The organism is Roseivivax marinus (assembly GCF_900109705.1).
GTDB lineage: Bacteria > Pseudomonadota > Alphaproteobacteria > Rhodobacterales > Rhodobacteraceae > Roseivivax > Roseivivax marinus.
In genome coordinates, this window is the sequence record NZ_FOAI01000001.1 from 497,582 (window position 1) to 510,214 (window position 12,633).

Genomic DNA, 12,633 nt, shown 5'->3' on the forward strand with positions numbered 1-12,633 from the left:
AACGACGTCGATTCGACGCCGCCGATCGTTCAGGCCGTGCGGCGGATGACTGCCGCGGGCACTTCGACACGCCGTTCCGACAGCGGCTTGCGATGGCCGCGTGCGAAGGGCAGAGCCGGGGTTTCGGTGGTACCGGCTGTCCGGATCACGGACTGGATGAATCGGGACTTCATGGCGGCTCTCCTACTCGACGGGTCCTTGTTTGGTTAACGGTGCCGCGCCATTGCGGCGCGGGCGTGACCAATCCGGGGAAGCTGAAGGGAATGTCGATGGCGGCGCAACGACACGTCGCCGCGATCTGCGCTCAGAGCCGGATCGCCGAGATCAGTCGACCGTAATCCGCCTCGCGGGCATGCGTCGCGCGGCGGTAGGAGAAGAACCGCCCGGCGTCGTGGTAGGTGCAATGGCGCGTCCACTCGGCCTCGATCCCGGCCTCGCGCAACCGGTGAACGCCAAAGCCCGGCAGGTCGAAGTGCAGCCGGTCGCCATCGCCGCCGGCGAAGAAGCGGGCATTGGCCGGATCCTCGTCCATGAAGGATTCGAAGAAGTCCGGGCCGACCTCGTACGCGCGCTGACTGATCGAGGGGCCGACCACGGCACGGATGCCCTCGCGGCTGGCGCCGAGCCGGATCATCGCATCCACCGTGGCTTCGAGCACGCCATCGAGCGCGCCGCGCCAGCCGGCATGTGCGGCGCCGATCACGCCGGCCTCGGCGTCGGCGAACAGGACCGGCTGGCAATCCGCCGTCAGCACCGCGATCGCCAGTCCCGGCGTCGCCGTCACCAGCGCGTCGGCGCGCGGGCGGCTGCCGTTGAGCGGCGTCGTGACGTGCACGACCTCGGCAGAATGGACCTGATGCACGGTCACGAGATTGTCGGGTTCGACCCCCATGGCGTCGGCCGCGCGGGTCCGGTTGATCTGCACCATTTCGCGCTGGTCGGTCGATCCGGTGCCGCAGTTCAAGCCCGCGAACACTCCGGAGGACGCGCCGCCGCGGCGGGTGAAGAACCCGTGCCGCACGGGGGCGAGGGTCTTGGCGGTAATCAGTTCCAGCGTCATTCGCTCAGCCCGGGAATTGCGGCGGCGCCCTCGGGCCGCAGGCCGAGGACCTTGAACACCGTTCCCATTTCGTCGGGGTGGGTCAACCGGCGATGGGCGGCGACGTGCTGGCGGAGCGCCTCGCCGCTCAGTCCGCGCGCAAGCGCCTGCGCGCGGGCGGTGATGCCCAGACGTTCTAGGAACACGCCCTGTGTCGTCAAACGGCTCGGCACGGCGGGACGGGCGGCCTCGGCCAGCGCCTCGAAGTCCACGTGGGCGGTAAGGTCGGCCTCGCCCGGCGCCGCGAAGGGGTTCACGGTCTCGTGTCCCGCGACCGCCTGGAACGTGTCGCCGAGACTGCGCCAGTCGCCGTAATCGATCAGCAGTGCCGCGCCGCCCTGGGCCGCGATGCGGTCGCCGAGGACGGACACCGCCGCCGTCGCCGGCGCGCAGGTTTCGACCACGTCGCCTTCGGCGGTATCTGACAGCCGGTGCGCCAGTTCGTCCCGCGGCGCGGCGGCGCCGAGGCCGAGCGTCAGCCCGCCCTCGGGATCCGGACCGACCATGCGCTCGGCCCAGGCGTCGCCGACGCGCTGGAACTGGCGGATGGGCAGGGCATCGAAGAACTCGTTCGCCACGACGAACAGCGGTACGTCCCCGGGCAGGGTGTGCACGTCGTGATGCCAGGCGGGCGCATGGGCCGAGAGTGTGTCGGCCTGTCGCGCCCGCAGGGGCCGCGATGCCTCGACGAGGTGCACCGACGCGGCCGCGTGGAAGCCCGGCACCCGTGCGGTGGCGCGCAGGATGTCGGCCATGAGCGTCCCGCGGCCGGGGCCGAGCTCCGCCAGCGCGATCCGTGCCGGTGCGCCCTGGTCGGCCCAGGCCTGCGCCAGCGCAAGGCCCAACAGCTCTCCGAACATCTGGCTGACCTCGGGGGCGGTGACAAAGTCGCCGGTCGTGCCGAGCGGGTCGCGGGTGGCGTAATAGCCGTGCTCTGTATGGAGCAGGCACGCCGCCATGTAATCGGCGAGCGTCATGGGCCCCTCGACGGCCACGCGCTCGGTCAGGACGCGGGCGAGGGGGGTCATGCTGGACGGGCGTCCGGCGACGGGTCGTGGCGCCGTGCGCGCAGGATCAACACTGCGCCCAGCACGATCAGCGGCAGCGACAAGAGCTGCCCCATGGTCAGGCCCCAGCCGCCCACGTGCAACGCAAGGCCCAGCGGGTTGCCCGGCGACTGGAACTGCGCGTCGGGCTGGCGGACGAACTCGACGAGGAACCGGCTGACGCCGTAGCCCGCGGCGAACACGCCGGTGACAAGGCCCGGCCGCTTGAGCGCACGGGTGAAGAAGGCCAGCGCGATCAGCACGAGCCCGAGGATCAGCCCCTCGAGCGCGGCCTCGTAGAGCTGCGACGGGTGCCGGGCGCACAGCTCGCCCGCCGGCTGGCCGCAGTCCTGCGCCCGCGAGCCGGGGAAGATCACGCCCCACGGCACGTCGGTCGGACGCCCCCAGAGCTCGGCGTTCACGAAATTCGCGATGCGGCCGAGCATGAGGCCCGGGGGTGTCGCCAGCGCCATCATGTCGGCGGTCTGGAGCATTGGGGCGCCGGTGGCGCGGCACCACAGCAGGAACGCAGTCGTCACCCCGATCAGCCCGCCGTGGAAGGCCATGCCACCCTGCCAGATCATCGGGATTTCCCACGGATTGGCGAGGTAATGGCCCGGTTGGTAGAACAGCACGAAGCCCAGCCGCCCGCCGATGATGACGCCAAGCACGACCCAGGTCATCAGGTCCTCGACCCGGCCCGGGGCCATCGGCGCGACGTTGCCCGGCCAGAGCCGGTCGCGCTTGACCGCCTGCACCGCGAGGAACCATCCGATCAGGATGCCCGCTATGTAGGCCAGCGCGTACCAGCGCAGGGCCAGTTCAAACCCGCCGATGGTGATCGAGACGAGTTCCGGAGAGATCGGCGGGAAGGGGATCGCGGCATACATCACGGCGCATTCCTTTGCCGAGGGCGCGGGGGGTGTCAACCTTGAGACGGCGGCCGTCCGGGGCCATATAGGCACCAGAGATCACGATGCAGCGACACAGCGGAGACAGCCGATGCAGACCCGGAACAAGGTGTTCGACGACCTGAGCCAGCTCATGACCAACGCGATGGGCGTGGCGCAAGGCGCGCGCTCCGAGGCAGAGACCGCGATGAAGGGCATGATCGACCGCTGGCTGGCCGACCGCGACTTCGTCACCCGCGAGGAATTCGACGCGGTACGAGCGATGGCCCAGAAGGCCCGCGAGGAGAACGAGGCCCTGAAGGCGCGGATCGACGCGATGGAGAAGGGCGGCGCCTGATCGACGCGCCTCGCCGGTAGAGGGTGTCGCAAAAGGTGCGCCTGTCGCCAGCTTGCTTCCCCGCACGCTATGAACAGAAGGGCCGGGCCGGGCGCGACCCGGCCCTTCGTCCGTCCGGCGGAGGTGGCGCTCCCGGCCGCGCCCACGTCCTGCGCGAGGCTGACCCGATGCTCGGCGCGGCATTGTTTTCATGTCGCTTCGGACGGGCCCCGAGGACAAAGCGTCTGCGATTTGCCCCGTATCCGAAGGTGTCGGCGCCTTCTTCGTCCGGCTGACTGGCGGCGGGGACGGGTACAGTGCTGTGCTCGGGCTGCCGCTCGGCGCACTGGTAGGCGGGGCTATTGGTGGATGCCTGCGCGCGTCGATGCTCTGGCCCTTCCCGCGGCGCTTGCCGGACGCCCATCGCTCGGCTCGTGGCTCGGTCCGCAAGAGGCGCCTCATCGTCGTAGCCGTGGCTCGCATAGGCTGCCATTATCGGCCCCGGGGCGCGATCCGACGCCCGATCCGGCCAAAGGCGCCTCCGACATGTCCCAGAGCGATCCCATTACCGTCCAGACGCTTGTGAGTGCCCCGCCCGAGGCGGCGTGGGCAGCGTTCACCGACCCCGACGCGATCACGCAGTGGAATTTCGCCTCGCCGGACTGGCATTGCCCGTCGGCCTCGGTCGATCTGCGCGAGGGCGGGCGACAGTCCGCGCGGATGGAGGCGCGGGACGGCTCGATGGGGTTCGAGTTCGGAGGAACCTACGAGGAGGTGGACGCGCCGAACGCGCTTGCCCTGCGCCTTGACGACGGGCGATTGTCGCACACCACGTTCGAGGCCGCCGAGGCTGGCACCCGCGTGAGCACCACCTTCGATCCCGACGGCACCGCGCCCCCCGAGATGCAGCGGGACGGCTGGCAGGCGATTCTCGACAACTACAAGCGCTATACCGACGGTCAGGTCGGGTCGGGCTGACCTTCCCACGGGGCGCCTACGCCACCGGACTTCCGAAGATATCGTCGCGGCAAATCCGGAGACCGCCCATCGGCATCCCTATCCGCGCAGCGCCCGGATGATCGCGAACAGCGCGTCGGTCAGGTCTCCGGTGCGTGCCAGCAGGTGCTCCGGCGCGAGGCTCTCGGCATCGCCGCTGGCATCGAGCCGTGCGATCAGGCGATGCAGGCGCCTGCGGTGGGCGCCCATGGCCTTTTGCACCGGGTCCGCCAGCACCCCCGCGAAGGTCGTCACCACCGATGCGATCAATGCCAGCGCGAAGGCCACGGTCATGATCTCTCCGGCGCTCGCGCTGGCGGGGAACAGACCGTAATAGGCCTGCCCGAGCCGTTCCCCTGCCCAGAAACCGCGCGCGGCTTCGATCTGGGCCAGCCGGTCGGCGACCGAGGGCGCCAAGGACGCGATTCCCGGGGTGGCGGCGTGAAACACGACGAAGCCGACGAACAACACGGTCAGCGAGGTGGTGATCTCGGCCACCGCCGCGCGGATCGCGACGTAGTCCTGCACGGCGCGGTGCCGGACTTCGGGCGGGGCTGCGACGCCGGCACCGGCGGCGTCCAGGCGGTCCAGCAGGGCGTGGACGCGCGCCGCGACCTCGCCGCTCACGCGGGTCGGCAGGAACAGCTGTACGCGGCCCAGCCGTGCGGCCAGGCCTCGCAGGCCGACCCGGCGCAGGATCAGCACGAGCAGACGCAGCAGGAGATAGGGCGGGGCCAGCGCCACGTTCGCGGGTGCGCGCAACAGGTCGAGCCCCACCGCGCGCCGATGCAGGCCCAGCGTGCCGAGCAGCCCGTAGGTCTCGCGCACGAAGCGTCGTATCTCCGCGTCGCGGACCGCGTGGATGTCCATCGGGCGTCCCTCCCGCCAGCATAGTGGAGCCCACGCCGCGGCGCGGCAACGCCGGAGGGGTCACGATCCCGTCCTCCGCGTGAAATTGCCGCTTGCCGCCGATCCGTGCGCCGCGTTCTCTGGCGCAAACCGCCCAAGCCGGAGGGCCGCCCCGTGACGACCGAGACCACCGACGACGCCATCGCGTTCGAGATCGACGCGCAGCTGCAGGACCGCCCCGACTGGCTCTACCTGTTGCGCGAGTTCGAGGCGCTCTACCGCCACGGCTCGGCCGGGGGCAGCAAGGCGATCCGCGCCCATCGCAAGAAGGTGCGCGACCGGCTGTCTGCGAGCATCGCGAAGAACGCGGGCTTCGTGGAGCGTGCGCCGGCCGAGAAACCCGTGACCGCGCATTTCAACCGGGCGCTCGACCTTGGCGAGCGCGGCGCGATGCAGGGCATGGCCCGCGCGCTGCGACAGGTGCGGGGCCGGCTGGTCTGGGAATACGGCTACGAAAAAGTGCCGCCCGCGCTCGCCCGCAAGTATGCCTATTGCGAGGTTCTGGGACCGCGCGGCCCGGTGCGGTCCGACAAGCTGATCCTGGGCTTCGTCTTGTTCGCGCCGAACACCACCTACCCGCAGCACAGCCATCGCGAAATCGAGGAAAGCTATATCTCGGTCGCGGGAGCGTGGTCCGAGAACAACGCGGCGGTCTACGCGCCGGGGTCGCTGATCCTGAACCGCTCGGGCGACGAGCACCGCATCACCACCGGAGAGCTCGACCCCTGCCTTTTGGCCTATGCCTGGACCGGCAGCTCCGAGCGACTGACCGCGCCGGGCATGAAGCTGAGCGCCCCGCGCCGGAAGCCCGGCTGACGGGGCGCACGGGCCGGATCAGTCGTCCTTCAGACGGAAGCGCTGGATCTTGCCGCTCTCGGTCTTGGGCAGCTCGTCCACGAACTGAACCGAGCGGGGATACTTGTAGGGCGCGATGGTCGCCTTCACGTGCTCCTGGATCGCCTTGACGGTGTCGGGGCCGCCCTCGTGGCCGTCGGCAAGCACCACGAACGCCTCGACGATCGAGCCGCGTTCGGCGTCGGGCTTGCCCACCACCGCGCATTCCGCCACCGCGGCGTGGGACAGCAGCGCCGCCTCCACCTCGGGGCCGGCGATGTTGTAGCCCGACGAGATGATCATGTCGTCGTTTCGCGCGGCAAAGTGCAGGTAGCCGTCCTCGTCCATCGTGAAGGCGTCGCCCGTGACGTTCCAGCCGTCCATGACGTAGCCCTGCTGCCGGTCGTCGGCGAGGTAGCGGCAGCCCGTAGGGCCGCGCACCGCCAGTCGCCCGACCTCGCCGCGCGGCAGTTCGAGCCCGTCCTCGCCGATCACCATGGCCTCGTAGCCGCCGACGGGTTTTCCGGTGCAGGCCGGCCGGTGGTCGTCGAAGCGGTTGGTGATGAAGATGTGCAGCATCTCGGTCGCGCCGATGCCGTCGAGCATCGGCTTGCCGGTCTTCTCCATCCACTCGTCGTAGACGGGCGCCGGCAGCGTCTCGCCCGCCGAGACGGCGGCGCGGAGCGACGACAGGTCCGCGCCCTCGTCCATAGCGCGGAGCATCACGCGGTAGGCGGTGGGCGCGGTGAAGGACACGGTCGCCCGATACTTCTCGATGATCTCGATCATGTTGGGCGGCGAGGCGTTCTCTAGCAGTGTCGCGGCCGCGCCGAAGCGCAGCGGGAACACGGCGAGTCCGCCGAGCCCGAAGGTAAAGGCCAGCGGCGGCGATCCCACGAACACGTCCTCGGGCGTCACGTTCAGCACCTCCTTCGCGTAGCCGTCCGCGATGATGAGGATGTCGCGGTGGAAGTGCATGGTCGCCTTGGGAGCGCCGGTCGTGCCGCTGGTGAAGCCCAGAAGCGCCACGTCGTCGCGTCCGGTGTCCACGGCGTCGAACTGCACCGGCTTTTCCAGCGCGAGGCGGTCAAGCTCGGCGTCGTGGTTCGAGGTGCCGTCGAAGCCCACCACTTTCTTCAGGTATTCCGAGGTCTTGGCGCACTTGACCATCTCGTCCATCAGCCGCGTGTCGCAGAGCGCGAACTCGATTTCGGCCTTGTCGACGGTTTTCGACAGCTCTCCCGCGCGCAGAAGCGGCATGGTGTTCACGACCACCGCGCCCGCCTTCATCGCCGCCAGCCAGCACGCCACCATCGCGGGGTTGTTGGCCGATCGGATCAGCACGCGGTTGCCCGGCTTGATGCCAAGGTCCTCGACCATCGCGTGGGCCAGCCGGTTGGTCCAGTCCGACAGCTCCTTGTAGGTGCGCCGGCGCCCGTTGCCGATCAGCGCGGTGCGGTCGCCCATGCCCATCTCGACAATGCGGTCGGTCAGCTCGACGCCCGCGTTGAGGCGCTCGGGGTAGTCGAAGCCATCGAGCAGCAGGTCGGGCCACTGGCTCAGCGGGGGCAGGTTGTCGCGGGTGAAGGTATCGGTATGGGCCGTCGGCCCGAGAACGTGGTCCAGAGACTGGTCTTTCATCAGTCTACTCCCTGTTGCCGGCCCGGAGGAGGCCGATGTGACGGGCGGGTTGTCCCGCCTCTGTCGTTCGGGCGCAGGCCGGCCTCAGCCGTCCCGCGTCGCGGCATCGAGCGTCGCGCGCGCGATGATTACCTTCTGCACGTCCGAGGCGCCCTCGTAGATCCGCAGAGCCCGGATCTCGCGGTAGAGCCGTTCCACGGTCTCTCCGGACTTCACGCCGTCTCCGCCGTGCAGTTGAACGGCGGCATCGATGACCTTCTGCGCCTCGTCGGTGGCGAAGAGCTTGGCCATCGCTGCCTCGCGGCTGACGCGGGGCGCGCCCATGTCCTTGGTCCAGGCCGCGCGGTAGACGAGCAGGGCGGCGGCATCGACCCGCAGCGCCATGTCGGCCACGTGTGCCTGCACCATCTGCAGCTCGGAGAGGGGTTTGCCCTGCACCTCGCGGGCGGTGACGCGGGTCAGCGCCTCGTCGAGTGCGCGCCGCGCGAAGCCGAGGCCGGCCGCGGCGACGGTGGTGCGGAACACGTCCAGGACGGACATGGCGATCTTGAAGCCCTGTCCCGGCTGGCCAACCAGCGCCGACCTGGGCAGCCGCGCGCCGTCGAAGCGCAGCGTCGCCAGCGGATGCGGCGCGATGGTGTCGAGGCGTTCGGCGATGCTCAGGCCGGGGGTGTCCGCGGGCACCACGAAGGCCGAGAGGCCCTTTGCGCCGGGGCCTTCGCCGGTGCGCGCGAAAAGCGTGTAAACGTCGGCGATCCCGCCGTTCGAGATCCAGGTCTTCTCGCCGTCGAGAACCCAGGCGTCGCCGTCGTCGTGTGCGGTCATGGTCGAGTTCGCCACGTCCGAGCCCGATTGCGGCTCGGTCAGCGCGAAGGCGGAAATGGCCTTGCCCGACCGGGTCAGCGGCAGCCACTCGGCCTGCTGTTCGGGTGAGCCGAACAGCGAGATCGCCCCGGTCCCGAGGCCCTGCATGGCGAAGGCGAAGTCCGCCAGCCCGTCGGTCTGCGCCAGCGTCTCGCGGCTGAGGCACAACGTCCGGACATCGAGCGGCTTCGGATTCGCGGGGTCGACGGCGGAGGGTTCGAGCCAACCGTCCGCCCCGAGGCGCGCGACGAGGTCGCGGCAGGTGGCGTCGGTGTCGTGGTGGTCGATGGGGCCGAGCACGGCGGCCCAGTCCGCCAGGCGCGTGGCGTGGTCGCGGTGGCTTTCATCTAGAAACGGCCAGTCGAGATAGGAACGGTCGGCCATCAATCCCCCTCGAACACCGGCTTTTCCTTCGCGACGAAGGCGTTGTAGGCGCGGGTGAAATCCTCGGTCTGCATGCAGATCGCCTGCGCCTGCGCCTCGGCCTCGATCGCCTGCTCCAGCGACATGGACCATTCCTGGTTCAACATGGTCTTCGTCATCATGTGCCCGAAGTTCGGGCCGGCGGCGATGCGGGCTGCCATGTCCTGCGCGGTGGCCTCGAGATCGTCGCGCGCGACGACGCGATTCCAGAAACCCCAGGTCTCGCCCTCTTCGGCGCTCATGGAACGGCCGGTATAGAGGAGTTCCGACGCGCGGCCCTGTCCGATGATCCGGGGCAGCATGGCGCAGGCGCCCATGTCGCATCCCGCGAGGCCGACTTTGGTAAACAGGAACGCGGTCTTGGTTTCCGGCGTCGCGACCCGCAGGTCCGAGGCCATGGCGATGATCGCGCCCGCGCCCACGCAGACGCCGTCGGCTGCCGCGATCACCGGCGTGTGGCAGTTGATCATCGCCTTCACGAGATCCCCGGTCATCCGGGTGAAGGCCAGAAGATCTTTCATCGACATCTTGGTCAGCGGACCGATGATGTCATGGACGTCCCCGCCCGAGCAGAAGTTGCCGCCGTTCGAGCCGAACACGACCGCCTTCACATCGTCGCGGTAGGGCAGGGCGCGGAACCAGTCGCGCAGCTCGGCATAGCTGTCGAAGGTCAGCGGGTTCTTGCGGTCGGGCCGGTCCAGCCGGAGCGTCGCGATACCGTCCGCGATCTCGCAGCGGAAATGTGTGGGCGTGTCGGTCATTCGTCCTCCTCTCGGTGCGCCAGCGCGTCGAAGCGGTCCGCCAGCGTCAGCGCCTCCTCGGTGGTGAAGTCCGACAGCAGCTCCGAAAGCCAGGCCTCGTGGGCCGCGGCCTGCCGGGCGAACTCTTCCTGTCCCTTGCGGGTGAGCCGCACGAGCGACGCGCGGCGGTCGCCGGGCACCTGCACCCGGACGACGAGACCGTCCTCGGCCAGCCGGTCCACGATGCCTGTCACGTTCCCGTTCGAGACCCGCAGCACGCCGGACAACGCGCTCATCTTCAGACCGTTCTCGAAGCGGTCGAGCGCGGCCATCACGTCGAAGCGGGGCAGGGTGGTGTCGAACTCGGTGCGGAGGCGGTCGCGCAGCGCCGCCTCGACCTGTCGCGTGCTCTTGAGCATCCTCAGCCAAAGCCGGAGACGCGCCTTGGACGCGGCGCCGGTTTCGGCCGAGTGTTCTGCCTGACGCGGCGCGTCTGGTCCCTGGTTGGCCACCGATGACCTCTCCCGTTAGCGGCGAATGCTCGGAGGCTAGGCACCACCAATTTTTATTTCAAGCAAAAAAGGTTTGAGCTTGAAATACTCTGCGGCCCGTAGCAGCATCCTCTTGTCGCCGGCCACCCGAGGGGTGGTTCGGCCCCGAAATACAGGAGGTTTCGCGTGATCGTGCACCGGATCGAGGACTGGGACGACGCCTATGAGAACGGGCGCAACATCCCCGGCGGGACCGAGTATCCCGGCCCGTGGGTAGAGCCCGCCGCCCGGTTCCGCGAGGCCGCCAACGCCCGTCTCGACATCGCTTACGGTGAGGGCGCGCGGCACCGCTACGACCTGTTTCTGCCCGAAGGGACCCCCCGCGGACTCTTCGTCTTCGTGCACGGCGGCTACTGGATGGCCCTCGACAAGTCCTACTGGTCGCACCTCGCTGCCGGTCCGCTGGCGCGCGGCTGGGCCTGCGCGATGCCGTCCTACGACCTGTGTCCGGACGTGAGCATCGCCGAGATCACCCGCCAGATCGGCGCGGCCGTCGATCACATGGCAGGCGAGGTCGCGGGGCCGCTCGTTCTGTCGGGTCACTCGGCAGGCGGGCACCTCGTGTCGGCGATGATGTGCCACGACTCGCCGCTGTCCGCCTCCACGCAGGCGCGTCTGCGCCACGTGGTGTCGATTTCCGGGCTGCACGACCTGCGCCCGTTGATGAACACGTCGCGCAACGCGCAGCTCAAGCTCGATCTCGACAGTGCCGAGGCGAATTCCCCCGCGCTCAAGCGGCCACTCCCCGGAGTGCGTCTGACCGCTTGGGTCGGTGGCGGCGAGCGGCAGGAGTTCCTGCGCCAGAACGCGCTTCTCGCCAACATCTGGCACGGCCTTGGCGCCGTGACCCTGGAGGTGGCCGAACCTGACCGCCACCACTTCAACGTGATCGACGGGCTGGGCGACGCGTCCTCTCCGTTGATGCGCGCGGCGCTCGATCCGGTGGAGGACGCCTGAAACCGAGAAAATGGGGTTGCAGCGGAAAACCGATGCGGCCCTGATGACCAAATTCCGGCACGACGCCCACCAAAGAGGCGCGGCCCGATCAACGAACCGACACCAGGGAGACTGAAGATGACCACCAAGACACTGCTCATGGCCTCGACCATGCTGTCGCTGGGCCTTGCCACCGCGGCGACCGCGCAGGACGACGTGCCCGCGGGCGCCGAGGACGACGTTCTCAAGATCGGCCTGATCTACACCCTGTCCGGCCCCGCCGCCGCGCTGGGCGAGCAGGCTCGCAACGGCTTCATGCTGGCGGCCGAGCAGATCGGCGAGATCGGCGGCATGGAGACCGAGATCGTCGTCATCGACGACGAGCAGCGCCCCGACAAGGCCGCCGATGACGCCCGCGAGCTGGTGCAGCGCGAAGAGGTCGACTTCGTCGTCGGTCCGATCTTCTCGAACATCCTCGTGGCGATTCACCAGCCCGTGGTCGAGACCGGCACGATCCTCATCTCGACCAACGCCGGCACGTCGAACTTCGCGGGCGCGGACTGCCACCCGAACTTCTTCGTGACGTCCTACCAGAACGACCAGAACCACGAGGTCATGGGCGCCTACGCCGAACAGCAGGGCTACCAGAACGTGTTCCTGATGGCGCCGAACTACCAGGCCGGCAAGGACAGCCTCGCGGGCTTCAAGCACTCCTATACCGGCGGCGTCGCCGGCGAGGTGTTCACCGAGCTCGGGCAACTCGACTTCTCGTCCGAGCTGGCGCAGGTCGCGGCATTCCAGCCCGACGCTCTCTTCACCTTCATGCCCGGCGGCATGGGCGTGAACCTCGTGAAGCAATACGATCAGGCGGGCCTGTCCTCGGTGCCGTTCCTGTCGGCCTTCACCGTGGACGAGACCACGCTGCCCGCCACGCAGGACGCGGCCGTCGGCCTTCTGGGCGGTGCGAACTGGGCGCCGGATCTCGAGAACGAGGCCAACACGGCCTTCGTGGAAGCCTATATCGAGGAATACGACGCCGTGCCCGCGACCTATGCCATGCAGGCCTATGACGCGGCGCAGCTGATCGACTCGGCGGTCCGCAAGGTCGGCGGCGACCTCACTGATCGCGACGCCCTGCGCGCGGCCCTCAAGGAGGCCGACTTCGACAGCCCGCGCGGCGATTTCTCGTTCGGCAACAACAACTTTCCGATCCAGGACTTCTACCTGACCGAAGCCGTGAAGCGCGAAGACGGCCGTTTTGCCACCTCGGCGCGGGAGGTCATCTTCGACGACTACGTCGATACCTACGCCGACCAGTGCGAGATGGGCGCGTCCTGATCATCGTCTGACCGGGAAAGGCCACGGCC

At 69.1% G+C, this 12,633-nt stretch carries 14 protein-coding genes; 5 read left to right on the forward strand and 9 right to left on the reverse strand.

The window, feature by feature from the left end; all coding sequences use genetic code 11:
- Positions 1-29 precede the first annotated feature (29 nt).
- The 4 genes from BMX29_RS19095 to lgt all read right to left on the reverse strand — a co-directional run bounded on the left by BMX29_RS19095 (position 30) and on the right by lgt (position 3,035).
- Complete coding sequence (locus BMX29_RS19095) at positions 30-173, reverse strand: hypothetical protein (protein WP_175471100.1); 144 nt, start codon at positions 171-173, stop codon at positions 30-32.
- Between the two features lie 131 nt (positions 174-304).
- Complete coding sequence (gene pgeF, locus BMX29_RS02290; RefSeq protein ID WP_092810036.1) at positions 305-1,060, reverse strand: peptidoglycan editing factor PgeF; 756 nt, start codon at positions 1,058-1,060, stop codon at positions 305-307.
- Positions 1,057-2,127, reverse strand: a complete 1,071-nt coding sequence (locus BMX29_RS02295; RefSeq protein ID WP_092810038.1) for a class I SAM-dependent methyltransferase — start codon at positions 2,125-2,127, stop codon at positions 1,057-1,059. Before BMX29_RS02295 ends, pgeF begins: the two co-directional genes overlap by 4 nt.
- The gene (lgt, locus tag BMX29_RS02300; protein WP_092810040.1) at positions 2,124-3,035 is read right to left on the reverse strand and encodes a prolipoprotein diacylglyceryl transferase; all 912 of its coding nucleotides are present in this window, start codon (positions 3,033-3,035) and stop codon (positions 2,124-2,126) included. The genes BMX29_RS02295 and lgt overlap by 4 nt, the downstream gene beginning before the upstream one ends.
- Before the next feature lie 112 nt (positions 3,036-3,147).
- Here lgt and BMX29_RS02305 point away from each other — a divergent pair, with 112 nt between their 5' ends.
- Together BMX29_RS02305 and BMX29_RS02310 are read left to right on the forward strand one after the other, a co-directional pair.
- Positions 3,148-3,393 carry an accessory factor UbiK family protein gene (locus tag BMX29_RS02305; protein WP_043845444.1) on the forward strand — a complete coding sequence of 82 codons (246 nt, stop codon included), beginning with the start codon at positions 3,148-3,150 and terminating at the stop codon, positions 3,391-3,393.
- Positions 3,394-3,918: 525 nt separating this feature from the next.
- A complete protein-coding gene (locus BMX29_RS02310; protein ID WP_092810042.1) occupies positions 3,919-4,350 on the forward strand; it encodes an SRPBCC domain-containing protein in 432 nt (143 codons plus the stop codon).
- 78 nt (positions 4,351-4,428) lie between these two features.
- Here the strand turns inward: BMX29_RS02310 and BMX29_RS02315 are convergent, their stop codons facing one another.
- Positions 4,429-5,238, reverse strand: a complete 810-nt coding sequence (locus BMX29_RS02315) for a DUF6635 family protein (RefSeq protein WP_092810044.1) — start codon at positions 5,236-5,238, stop codon at positions 4,429-4,431.
- Positions 5,239-5,391: 153 nt separating this feature from the next.
- Here BMX29_RS02315 and BMX29_RS02320 point away from each other — a divergent pair, with 153 nt between their 5' ends.
- On the forward strand, positions 5,392-6,093 hold the full coding sequence (locus tag BMX29_RS02320) for a dimethylsulfonioproprionate lyase family protein (protein ID WP_244889122.1): 702 nt from the start codon (positions 5,392-5,394) through the stop codon (positions 6,091-6,093).
- 18 nt (positions 6,094-6,111) lie between these two features.
- Here the strand turns inward: BMX29_RS02320 and BMX29_RS02325 are convergent, their stop codons facing one another.
- The 4 genes from BMX29_RS02325 to BMX29_RS02340 form a co-directional block, all read right to left on the reverse strand.
- Entirely contained in the window at positions 6,112-7,752 is a 1,641-nt protein-coding gene (locus BMX29_RS02325) for an AMP-binding protein (protein ID WP_092810047.1), read from the reverse strand.
- A gap of 84 nt (positions 7,753-7,836) precedes the next feature.
- Positions 7,837-9,000, reverse strand: coding sequence for an acyl-CoA dehydrogenase family protein (locus BMX29_RS02330; protein WP_092810049.1), 1,164 nt, complete (start codon positions 8,998-9,000; stop codon positions 7,837-7,839).
- Entirely contained in the window at positions 9,000-9,800 is an 801-nt protein-coding gene (locus BMX29_RS02335) for an enoyl-CoA hydratase family protein (protein ID WP_092810051.1), read from the reverse strand. The genes BMX29_RS02330 and BMX29_RS02335 overlap by 1 nt, the downstream gene beginning before the upstream one ends.
- Positions 9,797-10,198 (reverse strand): MarR family winged helix-turn-helix transcriptional regulator, encoded by a 402-nt coding sequence (locus BMX29_RS02340; RefSeq protein WP_092810178.1) that lies wholly within the window; start codon positions 10,196-10,198, stop codon positions 9,797-9,799. Before BMX29_RS02340 ends, BMX29_RS02335 begins: the two co-directional genes overlap by 4 nt.
- Positions 10,199-10,456: 258 nt before the next feature.
- On the opposite strand from BMX29_RS02340, the gene BMX29_RS02345 reads away from it, so the two are divergent.
- Positions 10,457-11,287: an alpha/beta hydrolase gene (locus BMX29_RS02345; RefSeq protein WP_092810053.1), complete on the forward strand. Its 831-nt coding sequence runs from the start codon at positions 10,457-10,459 to the stop codon at positions 11,285-11,287.
- A 117-nt stretch (positions 11,288-11,404) separates the two neighbouring features.
- Complete coding sequence (locus tag BMX29_RS02350; protein WP_092810055.1) at positions 11,405-12,604, forward strand: ABC transporter substrate-binding protein; 1,200 nt, start codon at positions 11,405-11,407, stop codon at positions 12,602-12,604.
- The last annotated feature ends 29 nt before the right edge of the window (positions 12,605-12,633 follow it).